The sequence below is a fragment of the Desulfuribacillus alkaliarsenatis genome, assembly GCF_001730225.1.
GTDB classification, from domain to species: Bacteria; Bacillota; Bacilli; order Desulfuribacillales; family Desulfuribacillaceae; genus Desulfuribacillus; species Desulfuribacillus alkaliarsenatis.
The window spans coordinates 24,172-46,411 of the sequence record NZ_MIJE01000005.1; the positions used below are offsets into that span (position 1 = coordinate 24,172).

Genomic DNA, 22,240 nt, shown 5'->3' on the forward strand with positions numbered 1-22,240 from the left:
TTAATGAAAAGGAAACTATAAAATGAGCAAATTTCAAAGTAAACTTGATGATTTGTTAATTAAATATGATTTAATACCAATAGATTCTGACGAAACAATGGTAGAAAAGATAATGAAGGAAATATGGGCGGAAATCCCTACAAGCATCCGCACAGTTATTTGGGGTGCTGGCGCGCATACAAATGAGTTAGTTAATCTACTGCCTATTAACGAAAAAAACATTGTAGGAATTCTAGATATTGATTCAACATCTCAAAATCAAACACTACATGGTTACCCTGTTTACGATCCATCGTATATTAAGGATGGAAACATAGAAATGGTGGTTATTTCTTCATTTGTGCATAGACAAGAAATGAAGGACACAATAGGAACATTAAATCCTAAGTGTAAGCATATTGATTTCTACGATGAGCTAGCGGCTCGTGGGATAGAGCTTCAATGTGCTTTCTTTGCTTCTTTTGGGGACTATCAAGAACTTTATCGTATCAAGAGTTTTTACGAGAGTGCCAAAGTTGATGAAGAAAGAGAACATTACTTATTTCAATTAATATGTAGATACTTAAGTATTAAAGATTTCGTCTACGCAAAACAATTTAGTACTATATACATAGAAAATAATTATAAAAATAGCACTAGTATTAAAGAGTTCTGGGATGAATTTGCTATATTAACAAAAAAAATACATGCAGCAATAAGCAAAAGAAATACATTAGATATTAGCATGTTTGTGATTGATGCTTTGCGCTATAAGGACATTACAGCTATGCCTTACTTAAATAGTTTAGCAGAAAATTCAGCACATTTCACAAAAGCTTTTGCTACTAACCTTCATACTCGAATGAGTTTACTTTCAATATTAACTGGTAAACTTCCAATTGATGATGAACTATATAAACAACATATCATAATATTAGAAGAAAGTCCGTTATTGTCAAAACTAAAGAATAGTGGATATCGTTTGCGTAACTATACATTAGATAAAAACTTTATTGCAGATGGACCAGATATGGAGCTGATTCGTCTGCGGACAAATCCAAACGAAACAGCTACTGACTCCAATCGAGTAATACGTAAGTCAACTCCTAGTGTACTATGGGATCATATATGTTGTTTAGCTGAAAATATAGATTCGCCTATATTTACTTTATTACATTTGATTGCTGAAACTCATAGACCACATCTCTGTGGTTTTCATAAGCGTCAACCTCTAATCCATCAAGAAGTCAGGGAAGTAATAGAATATCTTGATGTATACGTTGAAGAAAATCTACAACAAACGCCTGAGGAATTTATAGAGCAATACAGGGAATGTGTTGAATACGTAGATACTCAGCTTAGTTATTACAGTCAGTTCTTCCCAGGTGAATCGTTAAATGTATTCTTTGGGGATCATGGCCAGGCAATAGAGACGGTGTTTCAAAAATCAGATAATATGTTCCCATTACTTTCATGCCATGATGACCGAATACATGTGCCGTTAATTTTAAATGGACGAACTATTAAATCTAAAGAAGTTAATCAATTATTTTCATTGAAAGATTTAGGACAAGTCCTTATTGACTTATTAAATAAATACGAAAACTATTTAAATGTTGACAAAAATACTGAAAAATTAGAGGTTTCAATACCGGAAGTAGAATTCGTACCTATACAATTTGAACCCATATATAACAAAGACGCTATGAAAAATTATCTTAAAGCTGGTGGGGAAAAATTTGTTTGCGGTACAAAAGCAGTCAGAACGGAAAATGAAAAGTACGTACTTTATGCTAATGGGGAAGAAGAATTTTATATATTACCAGATGAAGTAACAAACATTAGTAAAGACTATATGCTAAATGCATTAATAAAAAAAACTAAGAATTTATTATTGAGTAAAGAATTCCCTAGATTCAACTAAGAATTCTTTATCTTATTACACAGACTGGGAGGTAAAGAGGAATGAATAACCAAAAGCCGAAAGCGATAGTATTTGGAGCTAGCAAAGCTGGACGATATTTTGTAAAGAATAATACTCAGTATAATCTATTAGCCATTATTGATAATGATATTAAAAAGCACGGTTCTTCTATAAATGGTTTGAAAGTTATTAGTCCAAATCAGATAAATGAGTATCAGTATGATTATATTGTTATTACGAGCATTTATATCTATCAGATTCAGGATCAACTAGTTAAAGATTTGCAAGTCGATGAAAATAAAATCATAATTCCCCCAAAGAATCTACTTAAACCATCTTTACTTCCATTTATGGATGATTATACTCTTAGATTTGCAAGGGAAAGTTTGTTTTTCATATTAGACCAGTTTGAGAAAAATAATATAAAGCATTTTATTGATTTTGGCGCACTTCTAGGGATTGTTAGAGAAGGAGACTTTATATCATGGGACGACGATATAGATATAGCTATTTATGCTAGTGATTTTGATAAAGTAGCTGAAATACTTAAAAATAACATATATAAAAACAGTATAGATTCCAGCGTTCAATGGGAAGGCTTCTTAGCTTATAATAAATCAGATGATAGTGCAATAAGTATTGATCTTACAATAAAAGATAACCAACCTATAAAAAAATTCTCAATAAATATAAGCGCTATTTATTTTGATGAGGAGCACGCAATTACAGGTGTAAATCATGCTCCAAAACACCATTTTACACAATATGAAAAAATTAATTATTTTGGAAAGCAAATACGTGTTCCGTATGAATATGAGTCATATTTAGAATTCACTTATGGAAATTGGAGACAACCGAAAAAAGATACTTCATTTGCTGATAATACTAGAACCTTTAGAGAACCAGTTAGCACATACACAGTACCACTAGAATTTGTTTATTAGACAATTGTAAATACTTCCGAAAGAGGTGTGGATTATGACAAGAATTAAAAATAAAGTTATTAGTATAGATTATGAAAAGGCAAATCAATTTTTTGAGAATAGAGCAAATAAATATAACGAAAAGTATCCGTATGTTTCTACTATGTATCAAGATTCTAACCCAGAACTTACAAAACTTAGAGATGAATACGAAAAAAACAAAATCTTTCCTATGCTAGAAATTGACTTCGAAAGTAAAATCCTGGATGTTGGTTGTGGTGTTGGAAGGTGGGCTGATCTACTTTACAAAAATGGTTCAATTTATTTAGGAGTTGATTTTAGTAATGATTTACTAGAACTAGCTCGAAAAAGAATTACAACAATCCCAGGTAAAGTAGAATTTCAGCATCTAGCAGCACAAGATATAAAAAACAATAACCTTGTGATTAGTGGTAATTTTAACAGATTTATCATTACCGGAGTGCTTCAATATCTAAATGATGCCGATATAGAAAAATGTTTACAAGGAATTGTTTCTTTAGCTGATACGAATAGCATTGTTTATATCAAAGAAACGGTGTCTATTGAAAGTCGTTTAACTTTAAATCAATTTTATTCTGAAGAATTAGATGTTGAATATAGTGCAATTTATCGAAATAAAGAACAATATGAAACAATTTTTGAAAAAACACTTATAGCAAATGGCTTTCGAACTATAAAAAGAGGTTATTTATACGAAGATAAAGTATTAAACAATCGGAATGAAACTATGCAATATTTTTATATTTTAGAAAGGAAGTAATCCATGAAAATACACGATACAATATTTGCATTTGATTTAGATGGTACCGTAACGAAACAGGAAATTCTCCCTGTTCTTGCGAAAGAGCTGAATTTGTATGATGAAATGAGCCTACTAACAAAGTTAACTTTAGATGGTTCGATAGATTTCAAACAATCTTTTCGATTGAGAGTCGAAATATTAAAAAGTATTCCTATATCTAGAATTCAAGAAATTGTAGCTGATATCCAGCTAGATTCTAATATTGAAGCATTTATTAAACAAAATCGTCAAAGGTGTGTAATAGTAACAGGTAACCTAGATGTATGGATAGCGCCTATCATTAAACGGTTAGAATGTGTAAGTTTTTCATCGATAGCTAATGTTGATGGAGACCGCTTGTTAAGTATTCAAGAAATACTTCTTAAGAATAAAGCTATCTTTGAAACGAGAAATCAAGCTAAAAAAGTAGTTGCAATTGGTGAAAGTTATAATGATATATCTATGTTTACAGAAGCAGATTTAGGAGTAGCATTTGGTGGGATACATGATCCCGTTGATGAATTAATACAAGTATCAAACTATGTAGTGTATGATGGAGGTGCTCTATGCAATCTATTAGAAACGTTATAATAGCTGCTGCAGGTATGGGTAACCGGCTCGGATATGGTATCCCTAAATGTTTAGTAGAAGTACTTGGTAAAAAAATCATAGAATATCAATTAGATCTTTTGAAAGATGTACCAAATGTTAGAATAGTTGTGGGATATAGGGAAAAACAAGTGCTAGAGGATATTAAGAAAATTAGAAAAGATATAATTTTTGTTAGGAACCCTTCCTTTAAAGATACAACAACATTACAGAGTCTTTACCTTGCTACAAAAGGCCTGGAAGATTCTTGTATTATCATGGATGGAGATACCATTTATGAAAGGGAAAGCTTTAATCAATTCATGAAAGCTTGTGAAGATAATGTTCCTACAATTGGAGTAACATCATACATTTCCGATGAACCAGTCTATGCACAAGTTTGCAATGATAGTCAGTATGTTGTTGGGTTTAGCAGAGATATTGAATCAGGTTTTGAATGGGCTAATTTAGCTTTAATCCAACCGAGTATGTTAGCAAACAACAACACACATGTCTATCAGCAGCTAAGTAAATATCTTCCAATGAGGGCTATTCATGTTAAGCGATTAGAAATAGATACAGAACATGATTTGCAAGTTGCTATAAAAACATTAAATGAACACCCTAACTATGTATAGTTTTCTTTTAATATGAGATGTTTGTACTTTTGGTTTCAAAGCACGACAAAATATTAGATATAGGATGTAGTGATGGGAGATTTTCGTTTATAATATCGGAATATTGCAAATCGATTGATGCATTTGACATTTCTCAAGGTCTAATAGAGACAGCTAAATGTTTGAAAATATTGGGATGTCGTTAATAACGAGTAAAGTACTAAGTAATTACACTAAAAATGGGAATGAATTAATGAGTAAAATATTCTTATTTCAAAACCTATAGTAATGGCTAAGTGAAAATTTGTAAGTGAGGTAAATGACTATGAACAAGGGTTTTACAATATGGCTTACTGGTCTAAGTGGTGCAGGAAAAAGCACTCTTGCTATAGAAATCGAAAAATTTATCAAAGAGCAAGGAAAACCTGTACAGGTTCTTGATGGTGATATCATAAGAAATGAAGTAGGAAATTTGTTTGGGTACACAAGGGAAGATCGACAGAAAATGGGTCGGGTGGTTCGAACCATAGCTAAACTGCTAAATGATAATGGCATAAATGTTATAGTTGCTGCTATCGCAGCATATGAAGAGATGAGAGTAGCAAATCGAGATAAAATTGATAATTATATTGAAGTATACGTCAACTGTTCAATTGATACTTGCATAGAGCGCGATGTAAAGGGGTTATACAAAAAAGCTCTTAGAGGTGAAGCTAAGCATGTTGTTGGTATTGATGATGTCTATGAAGTACCAGAACATTTCGATATTGAAGTTAAAACTGACATCGAGACCGTAGAAGAAAGCGGAAAAAGAATAAAGGACTTTATATTGAAACATTATATCAGAAATGAAATAACTACTTAGTAAATTAAATTAAGCTAAACATGTATCTTTGGAGGAGTAGATACGGGGGAGAATAACAGAGGGATATGTTGATTGAGAAACAAGAGAAACAATTAATGCGTATATAATTTAATTTCTGCACATGACATATATTATATGAGGAAGTGTTTTGATTGAAAAAGACAACACAATTAAAGAACTTAATTCAATCAAGGGATTTACAATTTATCATGGAAGCCCATAATGGTCTTTCAGCAAAAATTGTTGAAGAAGCTGGATTCAAAGGGATTTGGGGTAGTGGCCTGTCTATTTCTGCTTCCTTAGGGGTTCGAGACAATAACGAAGCTTCGTGGACACAGGTTTTAGATGTACTGGAATTTATGAGTGATGCGACATCGATTCCTATTTTGTTAGACGGAGATACAGGATACGGGAATTTTAATAATATGCGAAGACTAGTAAAAAAGTTAGAACAACGTAATATTGCTGGAGTGTGTATTGAGGACAAGCTGTTTCCAAAAACGAACTCGTTTATTGGTGGTGAAGCACAACCACTAGCGGATATTGAGGAGTTCTGTGGTAAAATACAAGCTGCTAAAGAGTCACAAACAGACGACGATTTCATGGTTGTAGCTCGTGTAGAGGCATTCATTGCAGGTTGGGGTTTAGATGAGGCATTGAGACGTGCTGAAGCCTATAGATTAGCGGGCGCTGATGCAATTTTAATGCATAGCAAGAAGTCTGATCCGTCTGACATTGAGGCTTTTATGAAAGAATGGGGAAATAGACACCCAGTTGTGATTGTTCCGACTAAATATTATTCGACTCCAACAGAGTATTTTAAAGAACTTGGAATCAACTTAGTTATTTGGGCAAATCACAATATTCGCTCTTCAATAACAGCAATGCAAAATACAACCAAGCAAGTATTTAATGATGAAAGTCTAATAAACGTTGAAGGCAATATTGCATCAGTTAGTGAAGTGTTTAGAATTCAAGGGGCAGACGAGCTTAAAGAAGCAGAGAAAAAATACCTTCCAACTAATAACAAGGATATTAGTGCAGTTATTTTAGCGGCTTCACAAGGTGAGCAATTTGGTGAACTGACAAAAGATAAACCTAAATCAATGCTATTAGTAAACGGCAAACCAATTTTAGCAACACAGATAGAACAATTAAACCAAGTTGGGATTAAGCGGATTTCTGTAGTGAGAGGATTTGCTAAAGAGAAAATTTCTTTTGCAAATGTTAATATGATAGACAATGAACAATATGATGAATCTAAGGAATTATATTCATTGTATTTAGCATTGAATCGTGTAAACGGCGATACATTGATTACCTATGGCGATATTATTTATAAGAGTTATATTTTGAATGAACTACTTAATGATCCGAACGATATTACGATTATTGTAGACTCAGACTACGAACAATCGGGGAGTTTCCATGATTACGTAACGGCTGATCAACCATATTGCAGGAAACAATTTAATCAGGCTGTAAAGTTTCAGCAAATGTCCACAGATATACCTAAAGAAAAAATATGCGGTGAATTCATTGGACTTTGGAAAGTATCTAAAGAAGGTGCTAAACATGTGCAGGATGCATTTACTAAGCTTTCTAAAGAATATGATATTAAAACACTTCGCCTACAAGATTTATTTAATGAGATAGCAAAAGAACATACAGTCGCTATAAAATACATTAGAGGATCTTGGTTAGATATTGATGATATTATTGACTTACAAAAGGCTGGTGAGCTATAGAATGTTATCTACTAAGAATTTTGTTCAACAATTAAAATGCATTGGTTTTACATTTTTTAGTGGAGTTCCCTGTTCTTTTTTTAAGGATTTTATTAATTACGCTATAAATGAATGTGAATATATTATGGCTGCAAATGAAGGAGATGCAGTTGCGACTTGTGCTGGTGCTTATTTGGGTGGGCGCAAGTCTGTTTTTTTATGTCAAAATTCTGGGTTAACCAACGCACTTTCCCCGCTAACATCTCTAAATCATACATTTGAGATACCAGTACTTGGATTTGTTAGTCTGCGCGGAGAAGTGGGTATTCCTGATGAACCACAGCATGAATTATTGGGACAAGTTACAGGTGACATGCTTAATACGGCAAGAATTGCTTGGGAGTATTTATCGGATGATTGGGATGAGGCATTAAAGCAAATCAAAAGAGCAAACGAATTTATTAGAACAAATAAATCATTCTTCTTTATTGTAAAAAAAGGCACCTTTGATTCCGTTCCATTAAACGAGCAGTCACTTAATATAACACGAAATAAGACGATTAGAAAACGTGAAACAGATGATCAACAACCAAAACGACTGGAAGCATTAGATATAATTAATCGCCTAAAAGATAACAACACTGGTATATTTACAACTACAGGAATGACTGGTCGGGAACTTTTTGAAATTGAAGATGCGCCGAACAACTTATATATGGTAGGGTCTATGGGTTGTGTCAGTGCTTTAGCACTTGGAGCAGCATTAGTGCAGCAAGATAAAAAATTTATTGCTATTGATGGGGATGCAGCTTTTTTAATGCGAATGGGTTCTATAGCTACGAACGCATACTACAATCCTCCGAATTTATTTCATCTGTTATTAGATAACCATGCCCATGAGTCAACGGGGTGTCAACAGACGGTTTCTCAAAATATAGACTTTGTTTCAATAGCTGCTTCAGTAGGTTATGATAAAGCACTTTACATACACAATCTAAATGAATTATCTGAAGCTATAAGTGAATGGAATGAGAAGCAAAAACTAACGTTTGCTTATATGAAAATATCTACTGGGACAAAAAAGGACTTAGGAAGACCTAAAGTATCACCTCCACAAGTGAAAGAACGTTTTGTGAATTTTTTAAGGGGAGAGACACATGGTGAATAAAGCTGTAATTGTAGCTGCAGGTCTTTCAAGTAGGCTATATCCTTTAACACTAGATACTCCAAAAGGGTTACTAAAAATTAATGACGAGACTTTATTGTTACGATCTATTCGACTAATTAAAAATCTTGGTATCTCTGAGGTAGCCGTAGTTATTGGATATCAAAGTGAAACAATGATACAGGCATTAGAGGGCGAGGCAATTGTTATTGTCAATCCATTTTATCAGCATTGCAATAATATGGGTTCCTTATGGTTTGCTAAAAACTTTGTAAGTAACCAACCGTTTTTATATATGCACGGCGATATCATTTATGATGAAATAATTTTACAAAGTTCACATTGCGAGTTCCTAAGAAATCCATATGACTTACACTTAGTGACTGACTTTACTGAAGCTGACGAAGAAGCTATGAAAGTCAAAATAACTCCAGAAAATTTTCTCGTAGAATCTAACAAACAGTTATCTAAACAAGATAGTGCAGGTGAGTGGACGGGGATAGCATTCATAAATAACTCTGAAGCTGTGTTTGCATATATTGAAGAAGCTTTGTTAGCTGGGAATTTAAATGTATATGATACATACGCATTTACTAACATGGCTGGAGATGGGTACAAGTTATATTGTTCAGCCACTAATCATTTGCAGTGGATAGAAGTAGATTTTTTAACCGATTATGAAAAAGCAAAAAGGATGTTTACTCTATGACGCACTTCACATATTACAATCCAGTTAAAATCCATTTTGGAGTAGATATAATACAAAAACTCCCAGCTTTTATAAAATCACGTAATGCTTTAGTTATTACTTCGAAAGGCTTTAAGCGTCGAGGTACAGTCGATTATATTCAATCACTGAGCAACCGGATTGTTGCAATAATAGATAATGTAAAGCCCAATCCAACCTTAGCAGATGTAGAAGAAATATATGTATCTACGAATCAAATACAATTCGATTTAATTATAGCTTTAGGTGGAGGTAGTGTTATTGATGTTGCTAAAGCTATTTCTGTACGACCGAAAAGTGGGTCTGTAAATGACTTAATAAACATTATAAAAGACAATGACTGCAAACTTCCTTATAAGATAACACCTATAATAGCGATACCTACTACTGCAGGAACAGGGAGTGAAGTGACACCTTGGGCGACAATCTGGGATACTAAGGAAATGAAAAAGTATTCTCTTCATTTAAAAGACCTGTGGTGTGAAGCTTGTGTGTGTGATCCAATTTTGACACAATCACTACCTAAAGACATTACAATTCAGACAGGCTTGGATGCTTTATCGCATGCTGTTGAGGCTGTTATTAATGTGAATGCTAATCCTATATCTAATAGCTATGCAATAGAAGCCACACAAGAAATTATTACCATATTGCCTGAATTAGTTGCTGATTTAGATAGTATTCAGCTTCGAAGTCAAATGATGTTAGCATCATTGAAAGCAGGGCTAGCGTTTTCTAATACCCAGACATCTATTGCACATGCCATATCATATTATTTAACACTTCATAAGAGTCTCCCACACGGTATTGCCTGTAGTATTACGCTACCAGATATTATAGATTTAGCTATAGGAGTTAATGATGAGTTAGATAAAGAGTTATTTAAGATGTTTGGAGCACTATCTAGTGTTCCTATGAGAAAACTGTTCACTAAGTTGCAAGTCTCTATCGATTTGAGAAGTTATAATATATTAAAGGACGATTTACTATCAATACGTGAGTCTCTATCGCATACCAGTAGAGCAAAAAACAGCATTCTTGATGTTGAAGGATTATTTCTAAAATTAGAATCTAACGTATAATAAAAATGCAATTAAAGGACAGGTCACATATGATCACAATTCGTAATATAGAAAAAGAAGATAAACAGCAGGTTCTTGAATTAATCGAGATTATCAATCAACAAGATAACCTGGGATATTCGCTAACTGACGAATGGTTTGAATATGTAATTAAAGAAGCTGGAGAGCATATATTTGTTGCATTAGACACAACATCACTGAATTGTCTATCTGTACATGATAGTGATAAACATCAAGTTGTAGGGTTAGCTACATGTATGATTGATTCAATATCAAAGCAATCAGCTCAAATTAATATCATTATACACCCTGCTTACCGTAAGCGAGGAACAGGAACCGCTTTGTACAATAAAATAATACAGCATATTGAACCTTATCCCATAGTCAGATTAGAAGCAATTGCAAAGAAAAGACTTAAGCAATCAGTTAGTTTTATGGAAAATAGAAAATTTAAACCAGCAATCTACTCTTGGCAAATGGAACTAGGGTTAACGAATGTTGGAAATATAAAAAGTTCTATGCCTATTAATCAAAAAATTCAATTACGACCAGCGACAGAATTGGACTTTTTTGAATACAGAGAGACTATGCATAGTTGCTTTAGTCATGAAATATCCCACATCCAATATGAGCAAATATTTAAGGATTTAAGTATAAAACTTTATTTTTACGAAATGATTGAACCACAATATTCTCAAGGTAAAATTGTTGTTGGTATGATAGCGATGCAAATACGGCGTAATGTTTCTACTGGTTATTTGTTTGACATAGCGATTAAAGAGGCATACCGAGGTAATGGCTACGGTCGTCAGATGATTTGCGAAGCACTAAATAATTTAAAGCAAATGAATATGCATAAGGCAGCATTAATTGTTGAAGGTACTAATAAAAAAGCCTTATCACTTTATAGCAATTTAGGCTTTGTAATAGTGGATGAAGATATCATTATGGAGAAAATGATTGTTAACAATTAGACAATCGTTGCCGATAAAATAAATAAGTAAAATTGTCAGATAGAATATGTTCAAATAGATAGCATAGTTATAAAAATACGTTAACACGTAATCAATGGAGAGGTGACTATAATGGCAATGAGGAATCCCTATGATGTATATAAGCAACAAGTGAGAATATCTGAAAATAAAAAGAACATGGGGAAATCGGCAGAGAAAAAAGAGGCAGAAGTAACAACTCTACAACAATCAGAAAACCAAAGTGCAAATCAACAAACAAAGGGTGTAGAGAATAAAGTAGAGAATAAACCAGTTGGCAACAAGAATAATGTGACTGCAGGTAAAGATATAAAGACTATTCAGAAAGAAAACCCTTATTTGTTCAATACTGTTATGACTGCAACACCAGAGGAACTTACCCTTCTGTTATATGGTGGTGCTGTGAAATTTATGAAACAGACTATTGCCTGCATGAAAGCTAACAATATTACTGAAGCTAACACTGCAAATCAAAGAGCACAAGCAATTTTTGAAGAATTAATGTGTTCGTTAGATCAAGAAGGTCAACCAGAAATGTCACAACAGCTTTATAATTTGTATGAGTATATTAATTATAGCTTGGTAGACGCAAATATTAAAAAAGACCCTCAGATTATTGAGCAAATGATAGAGTTTACGAATGAGCTTCGTTCAACATGGCAAGAAGCAATCAAACTTGTTAGAACAAAAAAATAATATTAACAATCATAGAAATATAATAGTCTCAAATTTTGACATCATTATGACTATCTAATATTATTGAGTAATGAATTTATTAGAAATCGTTAGGAGGCATTTGATGTCTGAAGCAATCAATAATGTTACTGAAGTTGCTGATAGGTTAATAGATTTAACAGATATTGTAGAAGATGGTTTTGAACAAATTAATGTTTTAGTAATTCAGCATCGTTTTGATGAAGCAATATTACTTTTACAAGATGTGGTTAACGCTGTTTCTACAATGCAAAAGGCGGTTAATCCTTTACTGGATAGCTTTCAATCAGCCCAACTTGCACCTGTAACTAAGAACCTTATGGAGAGTATTGCTGGCTTTGTTAGTCTGTATCAAGAAGATAAGAAAGATGAAATAGCCGATTATATCTCTTCGAAGATTATACCGTGTTATAATGATTGGAAAGAACAGGTGAAGAATAATCTTAAACCACGGCGTACGAATTAAATAAATATCAAAAAAAACCTGCTGTTCATAATGCCACTATGAATACAGCAGGTTTTTTGATTTGTAATATATCTACCTTAACAAGTCAATACTAGAAGCCATTATGCCCATATTCATCCGTTGCGTAGAAAAATATGTTTGTTGCATGATTTGAAATTTCTGCAATTCCATTGCAGATTTAGCGATATCAGCGTCTCGCAGTCTAGAATCCGCGGCAGCTTGGTTTAATTCAGCCTCACGGCTATTATTCATGCTAATATCTAAGCGATTATCAATAGCACCTAAGTTAGCACGGTTACCTGATATCTGAGAAATTGCTTCATCGATAATGCGAAGTGATGCCCTAGGGTTTGATACTAAGTCTACTTCTGCTAGTGAGCTCCCAGTTGTGATGTTTCCAAGCTGCTCAGACAAAGCATTTCCTATTGAGATTTCAAGGCCCTCCCCATTAGCATTGGTTGTAGTATTTAGCAATTCGGCACTTCCGTCTAACAGAGATTGTGTATTAAACTGAGTATCTCTTCCAATGGCATCTACAGTGTCCCTCAACTGTGAGAATTCTTGTTGTAAAGCTTGGCGATCAGAGTTTGTAAGCATGCCATTATTGGCTTGAACTGATAACTCTCTCATACGTTGCAAGGCAGAGTGAGTTTGGTTTAGTGCCCCTTCAGCTGTTCTGACTAAAGACTGACTATCTGCCATGTTCCTTGTAGCCATACTCTCGCCGCGAATTTGACCTCTAAGTTTTTCCGAAATAGCTAAACCAGCAGCATTATCAGCAGCTTGGTTTATTTTCGTACCTGTGCTCATTCTCAACATTGCTTTTTGTTGTTCTAGTCCAAATCCATTACTAAAGCCTTGTACATTAATCATATTCTCACCTCCACTCTACTAGTATTGCAATGTTAGTCTATTTACTAACATTTTACATTATTTCCTCGGTTATTTCTAGAGTCTAATGTGCTATAAAGGGAGTTAAGCTTTACAAATAATAGGTCATATTATTATCCTTAATAGAAATCTTTTGTACTACTAAAAAATAAAAATTGAATAAAGGTTTATAGGAATATCGTCGAATAAGTAGTATGGTATTGTTTCAAATCAGTTGGTTTGCTACTCTAACAAATGATGATATAATATCATTGACAACACTGAAAATATCCTTAACAATCTCAGACGTTGCAGTATATAAAAAACACTCAAGGTAAAAAAATTAAATTGGGGGATTTATCATTGGAAATTGATTGGAGAAATGTGCTAGAAACACTCTTTAACTTTATACTAATAATTGCATTTGTATTTTTTATTAACCATGTAACAAATGTTGTGAAAAGACGTAAAGCGAATAAAATTGATAATGCTGACATAAATAATAATGACAGCAATGAAAGTGATAGTAATAACAACAATAATAAAGACAACAACAATAAAAAGAAGAAATAATTAGTTGTTAGATATATCTTGAAAGGATGTGGCGAAATGGATGTTGCAAAAATGTCGATGTCACTCAGTCAGATGCAATTACAGCAGGATGCTAGCATGGCTGTTATGAAAATGGCAATGGATACTGCAATGACGCAAACCGCAGATATTACAGACTTATTAGAGTCAAGTATGAAAACAATTGACCCAAATGTAAAAGCTATGGAACAATCTGTACAACCCCATTTAGGTGGTAATATAGATTTATATTTATAGCCCAATAAGGCCTCCGGTGAACTTATATACTGGAGGCCTCACTATTATTTGAATAAAGGCGATACTGAGTTATTTGCACTAATGAAGTGCGAATAATTGACCTGTTACACGAAAATATACACAGGCAAAATGTCGGAGGTAGCCAACTAATATATTATGGTATAATTTCTTTACTCATACAAGGAATGAGTTGTAGTGTAGCTACTGAAATTGATAAGAGGTGAAATAAATGTCCTACGATATTTGTAGTATATGTGGCAGGTTTTATGCTAAAGATGGCCAATCTTATTGTGGAGAATGTAGGGACAAAGATAAGAAAGAATTCAATAAATTGCGTACGCTTGTAAAGCAGCGACCTGGTATCCTAGCATTCGAGGCATCGAACCAAACTGGAATCCCAATTAATACAATAATGCGGTATGTTAAGGAACGCCGAATTTATATAGCTGGAGACGGTAAAGACTCTGGTAAAATTTATTTTCGAGATACACTTCCTGAAGATAGTAGAAAAAGGCGTTGGACAAATGACTAATTTACAGCTTTAAAGTAGCAGGATCTAAACCGAATCGATAGTATGATAATAGACTATTTCATAAGTCTAGTTTATATGCTAAGCAAATAGCTATTCTAATATGCAGCAATAATTCGGTGATAGGAGGAAAAGGCATGCTTACATCTGATAAAAATAAGCCAAATTGTCTATCCAAACTTACTATAGCATTAGAGTCGCTTCAGGTAGCCACTGTCGTATCTAACGAAAATAATTATATATTACACTTAAATAAAACGACCGAGTTAATTACAGGCTGGACAAATGCCGAAGCAAAAGGTAGAAAAACTAATGAAGTTGTTAATGCATTAGAGGTAGGAGAATGTACAATCCTAACTGCTAAAAACGACCAAGATTATTATATTAAAAAAGCTACTTTTGATTATTATATTGACAATGATAGACAGAAAAAATATATTATAACTTTTTTCAGTAAAGTTGCTAATTGCTCTCAAAGTCAGTTATTCACTTTATCTGAGCAAAACCTTCGCGTTATATTCGATAGTATTTATGATGCAATTATAATTCATGATATTGAAGGTAATATTTTAGACGTTAACGAGAAAATGCTAGATATGTATCAGGTAACAAGGGAAGAGTTAAAGGGATACACGATTGTAGATGATTACTCAAGTGAAGATAATCCATTCCACCTTTTGCCTTCAATCTGGTCGAAGGTTGTTGATGGTGAGCCACAGTTTTTTGAATGGAATGCACGGAGACCCAGGGATAAGAGCGCTTTCAATGTCGAAGTATATCTGAAAAAAATTCCGATTAAAAACAAAGATGTAATAATGGCTACTATTCGCGACATAAGCGAGCGAAAACAAACAGAAAATATGATTCGTCACTTAAGCTATTATGATAAACTCACAGGACTTCATAACCGTGCTTATTTTGAAGAAGAGTTAAAGCGCTTAGATAAGAGATATAATTTACCATTAAGTATTATTATTGCGGATGTAAATGGGCTTAAGCTAACTAACGATGCCTTTGGGCACTTAGCTGGAGATAACCTGCTAAAAAAAGTTGCAGAGATTCTAAGACAGGCATGTCGCAAAGTAGACACAATAGCCCGCTGGGGTGGAGACGAATTTGCAATAATTCTAACCAATACTGATGCAAGCGTTACTGATGAAGTCTGTCAAAGAATTCAAGAACAATGCAACCAAGCAGATCCGCAGCCTATTACTATGAGTTTAGCTACTGGCAGTGCGACGAAGACTGAGATGAGAGAAGACATATTAGATATTATTAAAAAAGCAGAAGCGAATATGTACTCTAACAAGCTCAGGAATGGATCGCAAATCCGCAAAAAAATTATGAACTCTCTATTAAAAAAGCAAAGGCATAATAAGCATAATACGGATAGGATGATAGCGCTAGCTAGGAAGATAGCTGAAAAACTAGATATGGATGATACGGAAATAGAATCTTTAGAATTATTGATAACTTTACATGATATCGGTAAGGCTTCAATCGCTGACGAGATATTATCTAAGCCAGGACCATTGACGCAAGAGGAAACAAATATCGTTCGTAAGCATAGTGAAATTGGTTTTCGTATTGCTTCAACTTATCCTGACTATGCCCATATTGCAGATGGGATTCTAGCACATCATGAATGGTGGGACGGTAGTGGTTACCCAAGACAATTTAAGGGTGAAGAAATTCCTCTCATGTCAAGGATTGTTGCAATCTTAGAAGCCTACGATGTAATGACGGAAGATCAGCCCTATAAAAAGGCGATAAGCAATGATGAGGCTATAGAAGAATTAAAAAGGTGCGCGGGGACGCAATTTGACCCGAATCTAGTAGAATTGTTTGTAAAGATTATTTGATAGACTCTAATTGAGTTAGCCATTGATTAAAATGTATACAGGCATTACGAATAGCAGCTAGGCCTATTTCATCAGCGATGATGGGTCCAGCTGTTTTTTTGTTGTAGCGGTACTCAGGAATCAGATTAATAATTCGCTTTGATGGAGCAGTTTCAAAGCCGTTATTTATATGTTCTGGGGTCTTAAAGGTTTTAGCCATTCTATTAAGTTTGTCTATGGCTGTTTCTTTTTTGAAAAAATAGCTACTAAATTTAAGTGGTTCTGTAAGTATAAGAGCTTCAAATTCATGTAGCTGAATATAAGGAATAAACTGTGGATGATTCATATCTTTGGCGACAGCGTCCTCAATATAACGTACAATTTCATAAGGGTCTGTATTATTGTCAGATTTATCGGATGAATTAAGAATATCTACATATTGCTCATTTTCTGTCTGAGTATTAGTTAATGTATTTAGTCCTGGAAACCCTTTTGGTAGTCCATACAAATCTATCATTGTTGTAAACCAAGCATCAGTATCACGTTCCATCCAGTTTTCTAAATCAAGCTTAAGCTTTTCGTAGCTGACTAACCCGCCGCGAAAAATCTTACGTCCACGCCTACCTGTTTCCACCATGCGAACCCGCACCTTTAATCCGAATGTTCGTAAATGCGGAGCAAGTACATCGCGTACAAAGGTTTCCTCTGTCTGTCCTTCGACGACCATGTTTATTCTAATTAAACTATCTTGGTTATTGCTTCTGGTTGAATTGCTTTGATTCATTTATGAAGGCCTCCCTCCAAGGATGTTCTTCTGCCATAATTCACCGAGCGAATAATCCTGAATCCACTTTGCTAATTCAGTAATATCTAGGCGTTCAAAGGTAGATTGCCCTTCCTTACGATCGACGACAATAATATCCTGCATATCAAATTCATCTAAAAGCGTGACAGACTGCGTGGATACAATCACTTGTGTTTCTAAGGCTACGCTTTGTAAGAGTCCAGAAATAACGTTGATTGCATACGGGTGGAGTCCTAGCTCTGGCTCATCGATGCAGATTAATGCGGGTAAATTTGGCTGTAGTAGCAATGTAATTAGGGATATCATACGCACCATGCCGTCTGACATATGGCTAGTGTTAAATGTCATTGAACAACCTTTTTCCTTCCAATAAAAATAAGCTTGGGCATCCTCTGTTTGATTTTCGCCGTTCCATATAAAGTCACCAAAAAACGGAAGGATTTGCTTCAAGGTGGATACTATACGCTTATAATGCATCGGATGGTTTATGTAAATATCTTTTAGAGTATTCACGACGGATAAATCGTTGGCTTGATGGAAGCGATAAAACTGCCAATCACAAATTTGCCTATAGACTTCATCTAAGGAGCCTGTGGTTGTGTCGCTTTGCTTATACAATTGGTCATGCTCATTAATGGAAAACAAGACAGAGTAAGCATAGTTGTTATCGTTGCTGAATGAAAGCTCTGCAGTTAGCTGACTTGTTTGTTGGCTTCCGTGATAAAGTATATGAGATGCATCCTTCTGTTTAAGCTCTGTACCCTTTAAGCTTGCCCGCACCACCTTTTGCAGCATCTGAAGAAATGATATTAAATTTGATTTGCCCGCACCGTTAGCTCCGATTACCACGTTCAGTGCATTTAACTCTATATCTAAGCTGCGAATCGATTTATAACCATTTAACTTTAGTCTATTAAGCTGAGTCATTAATTGTCCTCCTAACTACTAATAGTTTATAATTAGTTTCATTATAGCATGAATTGAGCAGTTGGCAGTATTAGTTAGCATTAGTTTCATTTTTTTGTCAGACCTAGTATAATAAAGAAGACTTGATTCAGGTGGAATTTAACTACTCCTTAATATTAGTCGCACTTATTCTATACTCTACATGAACTTTAGGAGAAAAATTTTATGCAAGTAATAGTATCCCATATTAATATTGACTTTGACGGATTAGCATCCATAGTGGCTGCTAAGAAGCTGTATCCAAAAGCCAAGATGGTGCTTCCAGATAAAATCAGCATACCCGTACAGCAGTTTCTTGCAATCTATCGTGACTCTTTCGAGTTTTATGTGCCTAGGCAGATTGATTGGAAGCTTGTTACCCATGTAATCATGGTAGATATTGCAAACCTAGAAAGATTAGGAGCATTTACGAAAGAGTTGCCCAAAGAGGGTATCCACTATACAGTTTATGACCACCATCAACCGCACGAAACCGATATAAAAGCTGATTCTGGAAATGTTGAGCTTATTGGAGCAACAGTAACGATGCTATTGGAGCAAATCGAAGCTAATAAAATACCGATAACGTCATTTGAAGCTACGGTGATGGCTATAGGTCTCTATTCTGACACAGGTTCATTTACATATCTAGGTACTACAGCTCGCGATATGAAAGCGGCAAGCTATTTAATGGAGCAGGGGGCTAATCTAGCAATTGTAGCTAGTTATACTGATCGACCGCTATTACAGGAGCAGCAGCAAATCCTTAATTCCTTATTATTAAATGCCACGGAAATTCAGGTACAAGGTATAGAAATATTAATAAGCTGGCACCGCCAAAAAGACTACCTTGGTGGGCTGGCGATTTTAGCACGAAAATTACTCGATGTTACTGGTAGCCATGCCGCTTTTATAGTTGTAGAAATGGCAAAAAAGGTATTCATAATTGGTCGTTCTAGCACTGAACGCGTAGATGTACTGCCGATAATTTCAAGCTACGATGGTGGGGGACATAGTAAAGCAGCTTCAGCTAGTGTTAAGCATGGGGATTGCTTAGAGATTGTTAAGCAGATTAAAGAGGCTTTGCCATCTATAGTGAGGGCGGCAGTAGTAGCTAGAGGTATGATGACATCGGCAGTGAAGACGATTGCTCCAGAGACAACGATTGAAGACGCTGCGAAGATGATGCTTAGGTATGGACACACTGGTTTTCCAATTGTTAAGGGTGAACAACTAGTAGGGATTATCTCTCGACGTGATTTAGATAAAGCAACTCATCACGGACTTGGACATGCCCCGGTGAAGGGATTTATGAGTAAGGATCTAGTGACTATTACACCTGATACGACTTTAGAAGAAATACAGAATATTATGATTGAGCACAATGTTGGCAGAATGCCAGTTATGGATAATAATCAGTTAGTTGGTATAGTTTCACGTACCGATGTTGTTGAATTTCTCCATGGCAAAGACGTACAAACAAATGCAGAAATTGACGGCTTAGGTAACAAACCGATTGTTATGAATCTAATGGACGCGATGAATAAGAATATAGACGATATTATCTATTCATTACTACGTAATATTGGGGAAAAAGCAGATAAGCTAGGTTTTAAAGCATATATTATTGGTGGAGTTGTGCGGGATTTAGTTATTGGCTTTAAAAATGAAGATATAGATATTGTTGTTGAAGGCGACGGAATTCAATTTGCACAGATGCTAGCCGAGGAGTTCGGTGGTTCAGTTCGAAGTCATGAAAAGTTTGGGACAGCCACCTGGAAGACTGACGAGTTTTGCGTAGCTAACAAATCATATTGCCGTGAAGGGCTTAAATTTGATATCACAACAGCGCGCAGGGAGTACTACGATTATCCAGCGGCTCTGCCAACGGTGGAGCGCTCCAGCTTGAAAGAGGATTTATATCGTAGGGATTTCACAATTAACGCCATGGCGATTCAAATTAACGATAGTGAATTCGGTAAACTCATTGATTACTTCCATGGAATTAAAGATATAAATAATAAAAAAATTCGAGTACTCTATAATCTCAGTTTTGTTGAAGATCCGACTAGGATATTAAGAGCTGTTCGCTTTGAGCAACGCTTTGGTTTTTTAATGGATGGACATACCCAAGAACTTGCCTTAAACTCCCTAGATAAAATTCCAGCAGTATCTGAGGTGCGAATTGCCAATGAACTTAAAAATCTTTTTCAAGAACAGCATCCAGTCGAAGCCATTGAACGATTAGCTGCATTAGGGGTTTGGGATTATATTATTGGTGATGGTGTGGCCAGCTTAGAGGTTTTAGAACGTGTCAAGGAGTTAAAGGGTGTAATAAAAATAGTAACGAACAAAAACGTAAACAATCAGGACATTCATATTACATCACCTTATGATAATGATAAATATCGATTCTGGATATGCTACCTAGCGTCCCTGTTCTATGACAACGACCAATGGTTAGAGCGAGTGCAGAGATTCACGTTAAATAACGATGATGTAGAAGTGCTCAATCACATCCAAAAGCTAGAAGCAATATGGCAAGATAAAATATTTATGCAAACTTCATTAGGAGTTATTCATCGCGAGTTATACCAATTCCGGGTTGAGGCAATCATATTTGTACTTACCTTGACTTCGGATTATCGTCAGCAAGCTAAAACAATTATTGAGTATTTACAAAAAAGGGTAGCAATACCAGCGCTTCTAACGGGCAAAAAGCTGAAGGAGCTAGGCATTAAGCCAGGGCCGATATATTCGGAAATTTTGTTTGAGTATGAATGTGCGTATTTAAACGGAGAAATAAGTAACAAAGATCAGATAAATTATTGGCTGCAATCTTGTATAGATGATAGATAGAAACGATGTAGATGGATTATGAGTCTTTAGTAGCAATTACAGTAATAAAGAAAAGTTTAGTTGCAGATAACTAAACTTTTTTTTATTAGCGCCGATATATACTGTAAGAATAAGTATGTTTAGGTAAACGTCTAGGCAGAAATTTTGGAGGTGCTAGTATGGTTGGTCCAATTCGCTTTGGTGGTTTAGCCAGTGGTATGGATACAGAAACAATGATAAAGGATTTAATGCGAGCGGAACGGATGCCGATGGACCGCATGTTTCAACGTAAACAATGGACGGAGTGGCAGCGTGACGCTTTTCGTGAAGTTAATTCAAAAATGCTAGAATTTCGTAACATAGCAGGAGACATGAGGTTACAAGGGACATTTCTAGCTCGCAAGGTAACTTCAACAGATTCTAATGCTGTGACGGCTAGAGCTGTCGGAGCAGGTGCTAACTTTACGTCACAAATTCGTGTAAACCAGGTAGCAGAAGCGGCTTATATAAATAGTGCAGAAGCAGTATCGATTAATCACACAAGTGCGGAAGACATGCAAGAGCATGTAGGGAAGAAGTTTACCATTAATGGCACTGAATTTACGGTTAGAGACAATGAAACACTAAATCAACTGATAAGTAGAATTAATAACAGTAAAGCAGGAGTATCGATGTTTTACGATACTCAAACAAATAAGGTTTCAATGTCTTCTAGAGAAACAGGTTTAGATGGTTTAGATTTAGTGGATGATTCTGATTTTTTACATGAAGTACTTAATTTATATGAAGTAAACAATGGAGATGAACCAGTTAACTATAGCAATGGTAAAAATGCTAAATTTGTACTTAATGGCTTAGAGACTGAACGTAAAGCTAACGTTTTTACAATTAGTGGAGTGGAATATACCATTAAAGCTGTTACAGATAATGCTGTAACCGTTTCTTCTGTATCAGATACTGATGCCATCTTCGATAAAATTAAAGGGTTTGTA

22 protein-coding genes are annotated in these 22,240 nt (G+C 34.9%); 19 read left to right on the forward strand and 3 right to left on the reverse strand.

The features are described from left to right. The first annotated feature begins 22 nt into the window (after positions 1-22). The 13 genes from BHF68_RS05070 to BHF68_RS05130 all read left to right on the forward strand — a co-directional run bounded on the left by BHF68_RS05070 (position 23) and on the right by BHF68_RS05130 (position 12,592). Positions 23-1,903 carry a sulfatase-like hydrolase/transferase gene (locus tag BHF68_RS05070; RefSeq protein WP_069642587.1) on the forward strand — a complete coding sequence of 627 codons (1,881 nt, stop codon included), beginning with the start codon at positions 23-25 and terminating at the stop codon, positions 1,901-1,903. Between the two features lie 41 nt (positions 1,904-1,944). After that, positions 1,945-2,847 (forward strand): LicD family protein, encoded by a 903-nt coding sequence (locus BHF68_RS05075; protein ID WP_069642588.1) that lies wholly within the window; start codon positions 1,945-1,947, stop codon positions 2,845-2,847. A 34-nt stretch (positions 2,848-2,881) separates the two neighbouring features. Continuing rightward, the gene (locus BHF68_RS05080) at positions 2,882-3,628 is read left to right on the forward strand and encodes a class I SAM-dependent methyltransferase (RefSeq protein ID WP_069642589.1); all 747 of its coding nucleotides are present in this window, start codon (positions 2,882-2,884) and stop codon (positions 3,626-3,628) included. 3 nt (positions 3,629-3,631) lie between these two features. Continuing rightward, a complete protein-coding gene (locus BHF68_RS05085) occupies positions 3,632-4,240 on the forward strand; it encodes an HAD-IB family phosphatase (protein ID WP_069642590.1) in 609 nt (202 codons plus the stop codon). Further along, on the forward strand, positions 4,216-4,875 hold the full coding sequence (locus tag BHF68_RS05090; protein ID WP_069642591.1) for an NTP transferase domain-containing protein: 660 nt from the start codon (positions 4,216-4,218) through the stop codon (positions 4,873-4,875). The genes BHF68_RS05085 and BHF68_RS05090 overlap by 25 nt, the downstream gene beginning before the upstream one ends. A 304-nt stretch (positions 4,876-5,179) precedes the next feature. Then, a complete protein-coding gene (cysC, locus tag BHF68_RS05095) occupies positions 5,180-5,719 on the forward strand; it encodes an adenylyl-sulfate kinase (protein ID WP_176719882.1) in 540 nt (179 codons plus the stop codon). 152 nt (positions 5,720-5,871) lie between these two features. Then, entirely contained in the window at positions 5,872-7,467 is a 1,596-nt protein-coding gene (gene aepX, locus BHF68_RS05100; protein WP_069642593.1) for a phosphoenolpyruvate mutase, read from the forward strand. A 1-nt stretch (position 7,468) separates the two neighbouring features. Beyond that, a complete protein-coding gene (gene aepY / locus BHF68_RS05105) occupies positions 7,469-8,614 on the forward strand; it encodes a phosphonopyruvate decarboxylase (protein ID WP_069642594.1) in 1,146 nt (381 codons plus the stop codon). Beyond that, positions 8,604-9,320: a phosphocholine cytidylyltransferase family protein gene (locus BHF68_RS05110; protein WP_069642595.1), complete on the forward strand. Its 717-nt coding sequence runs from the start codon at positions 8,604-8,606 to the stop codon at positions 9,318-9,320. Before aepY ends, BHF68_RS05110 begins: the two co-directional genes overlap by 11 nt. Next, positions 9,317-10,420, forward strand: coding sequence for a phosphonoacetaldehyde reductase (locus tag BHF68_RS05115; RefSeq protein ID WP_069642596.1), 1,104 nt, complete (start codon positions 9,317-9,319; stop codon positions 10,418-10,420). The genes BHF68_RS05110 and BHF68_RS05115 overlap by 4 nt, the downstream gene beginning before the upstream one ends. A 29-nt stretch (positions 10,421-10,449) precedes the next feature. Beyond that, complete coding sequence (locus BHF68_RS05120; protein WP_069642597.1) at positions 10,450-11,394, forward strand: GNAT family N-acetyltransferase; 945 nt, start codon at positions 10,450-10,452, stop codon at positions 11,392-11,394. Between the two features lie 111 nt (positions 11,395-11,505). Next, positions 11,506-12,108: a flagellar export chaperone FliS gene (fliS, locus tag BHF68_RS15065; protein WP_084019223.1), complete on the forward strand. Its 603-nt coding sequence runs from the start codon at positions 11,506-11,508 to the stop codon at positions 12,106-12,108. Positions 12,109-12,211: 103 nt separating this feature from the next. Next, positions 12,212-12,592: a DUF8042 domain-containing protein gene (locus BHF68_RS05130; RefSeq protein WP_069642598.1), complete on the forward strand. Its 381-nt coding sequence runs from the start codon at positions 12,212-12,214 to the stop codon at positions 12,590-12,592. 72 nt (positions 12,593-12,664) lie between these two features. Here the strand turns inward: BHF68_RS05130 and BHF68_RS05135 are convergent, their stop codons facing one another. Continuing rightward, positions 12,665-13,465 (reverse strand): flagellin N-terminal helical domain-containing protein, encoded by an 801-nt coding sequence (locus BHF68_RS05135; RefSeq protein WP_069642599.1) that lies wholly within the window; start codon positions 13,463-13,465, stop codon positions 12,665-12,667. A gap of 360 nt (positions 13,466-13,825) precedes the next feature. Here BHF68_RS05135 and BHF68_RS05140 point away from each other — a divergent pair, with 360 nt between their 5' ends. The 4 genes from BHF68_RS05140 (at position 13,826) to BHF68_RS05155 (ending at position 16,681) form a co-directional block, all read left to right on the forward strand. Continuing rightward, positions 13,826-14,035 carry a hypothetical protein gene (locus BHF68_RS05140; RefSeq protein WP_069642600.1) on the forward strand — a complete coding sequence of 70 codons (210 nt, stop codon included), beginning with the start codon at positions 13,826-13,828 and terminating at the stop codon, positions 14,033-14,035. A 36-nt stretch (positions 14,036-14,071) separates the two neighbouring features. Continuing rightward, positions 14,072-14,290 (forward strand): YjfB family protein, encoded by a 219-nt coding sequence (locus BHF68_RS05145; RefSeq protein ID WP_069642601.1) that lies wholly within the window; start codon positions 14,072-14,074, stop codon positions 14,288-14,290. Between the two features lie 229 nt (positions 14,291-14,519). Next, positions 14,520-14,822, forward strand: coding sequence for a hypothetical protein (locus tag BHF68_RS05150; RefSeq protein WP_069642602.1), 303 nt, complete (start codon positions 14,520-14,522; stop codon positions 14,820-14,822). A gap of 134 nt (positions 14,823-14,956) precedes the next feature. Then, on the forward strand, positions 14,957-16,681 hold the full coding sequence (locus BHF68_RS05155) for a sensor domain-containing diguanylate cyclase/phosphohydrolase (RefSeq protein ID WP_084019224.1): 1,725 nt from the start codon (positions 14,957-14,959) through the stop codon (positions 16,679-16,681). Here BHF68_RS05155 and BHF68_RS05160 read toward each other — a convergent pair. Together BHF68_RS05160 and BHF68_RS05165 are read right to left on the reverse strand one after the other, a co-directional pair. Further along, positions 16,674-17,444 (reverse strand): DUF4276 family protein, encoded by a 771-nt coding sequence (locus BHF68_RS05160; protein WP_069642603.1) that lies wholly within the window; start codon positions 17,442-17,444, stop codon positions 16,674-16,676. The two genes, BHF68_RS05155 and BHF68_RS05160, sit on opposite strands and share 8 nt — an antisense overlap. Next, the gene (locus BHF68_RS05165; RefSeq protein ID WP_069642604.1) at positions 17,445-18,392 is read right to left on the reverse strand and encodes an AAA family ATPase; all 948 of its coding nucleotides are present in this window, start codon (positions 18,390-18,392) and stop codon (positions 17,445-17,447) included. Between the two features lie 204 nt (positions 18,393-18,596). Between BHF68_RS05165 and BHF68_RS05170 the strand changes: the two genes are divergently transcribed. Both BHF68_RS05170 and BHF68_RS05175 read left to right on the forward strand, forming a co-directional pair. Continuing rightward, a complete protein-coding gene (locus BHF68_RS05170) occupies positions 18,597-21,269 on the forward strand; it encodes a CBS domain-containing protein (RefSeq protein ID WP_069642605.1) in 2,673 nt (890 codons plus the stop codon). A 158-nt stretch (positions 21,270-21,427) separates the two neighbouring features. Then, a partial coding sequence (locus BHF68_RS05175) for a flagellar cap protein FliD N-terminal domain-containing protein (protein ID WP_301553601.1) occupies positions 21,428-22,240 on the forward strand: 813 nt, incomplete at its 3' end.

What these genes read in the sequence shown, in the direction of transcription:
- fliS (WP_084019223.1), top strand. Translation starts at nt 11,506, where the DNA reads ATGGCAATGAGGAATCCCTATGATGTATATAAGCAACAAGTGAGAATA.
- BHF68_RS05070 (WP_069642587.1), top strand. Translation starts at nt 23, where the DNA reads ATGAGCAAATTTCAAAGTAAACTTGATGATTTGTTAATTAAATATGAT.
- BHF68_RS05145 (WP_069642601.1), top strand. Translation starts at nt 14,072, where the DNA reads ATGGATGTTGCAAAAATGTCGATGTCACTCAGTCAGATGCAATTACAG.
- BHF68_RS05130 (WP_069642598.1), top strand. Translation starts at nt 12,212, where the DNA reads ATGTCTGAAGCAATCAATAATGTTACTGAAGTTGCTGATAGGTTAATA.
- aepY (WP_069642594.1), top strand. Translation starts at nt 7,469, where the DNA reads ATGTTATCTACTAAGAATTTTGTTCAACAATTAAAATGCATTGGTTTT.
- BHF68_RS05155 (WP_084019224.1), top strand. Translation starts at nt 14,957, where the DNA reads ATGCTTACATCTGATAAAAATAAGCCAAATTGTCTATCCAAACTTACT.
- BHF68_RS05075 (WP_069642588.1), top strand. Translation starts at nt 1,945, where the DNA reads ATGAATAACCAAAAGCCGAAAGCGATAGTATTTGGAGCTAGCAAAGCT.
- BHF68_RS05150 (WP_069642602.1), top strand. Translation starts at nt 14,520, where the DNA reads ATGTCCTACGATATTTGTAGTATATGTGGCAGGTTTTATGCTAAAGAT.
- BHF68_RS05085 (WP_069642590.1), top strand. Translation starts at nt 3,632, where the DNA reads ATGAAAATACACGATACAATATTTGCATTTGATTTAGATGGTACCGTA.
- BHF68_RS05080 (WP_069642589.1), top strand. Translation starts at nt 2,882, where the DNA reads ATGACAAGAATTAAAAATAAAGTTATTAGTATAGATTATGAAAAGGCA.
- cysC (WP_176719882.1), top strand. Translation starts at nt 5,180, where the DNA reads ATGAACAAGGGTTTTACAATATGGCTTACTGGTCTAAGTGGTGCAGGA.
- BHF68_RS05165 (WP_069642604.1), bottom strand. Translation starts at nt 18,392, where the DNA reads ATGACTCAGCTTAATAGACTAAAGTTAAATGGTTATAAATCGATTCGC.
- BHF68_RS05110 (WP_069642595.1), top strand. Translation starts at nt 8,604, where the DNA reads ATGGTGAATAAAGCTGTAATTGTAGCTGCAGGTCTTTCAAGTAGGCTA.
- BHF68_RS05090 (WP_069642591.1), top strand. Translation starts at nt 4,216, where the DNA reads ATGCAATCTATTAGAAACGTTATAATAGCTGCTGCAGGTATGGGTAAC.
- BHF68_RS05160 (WP_069642603.1), bottom strand. Translation starts at nt 17,444, where the DNA reads ATGAATCAAAGCAATTCAACCAGAAGCAATAACCAAGATAGTTTAATT.
- BHF68_RS05135 (WP_069642599.1), bottom strand. Translation starts at nt 13,465, where the DNA reads ATGATTAATGTACAAGGCTTTAGTAATGGATTTGGACTAGAACAACAA.
- BHF68_RS05120 (WP_069642597.1), top strand. Translation starts at nt 10,450, where the DNA reads ATGATCACAATTCGTAATATAGAAAAAGAAGATAAACAGCAGGTTCTT.
- BHF68_RS05115 (WP_069642596.1), top strand. Translation starts at nt 9,317, where the DNA reads ATGACGCACTTCACATATTACAATCCAGTTAAAATCCATTTTGGAGTA.
- BHF68_RS05170 (WP_069642605.1), top strand. Translation starts at nt 18,597, where the DNA reads ATGCAAGTAATAGTATCCCATATTAATATTGACTTTGACGGATTAGCA.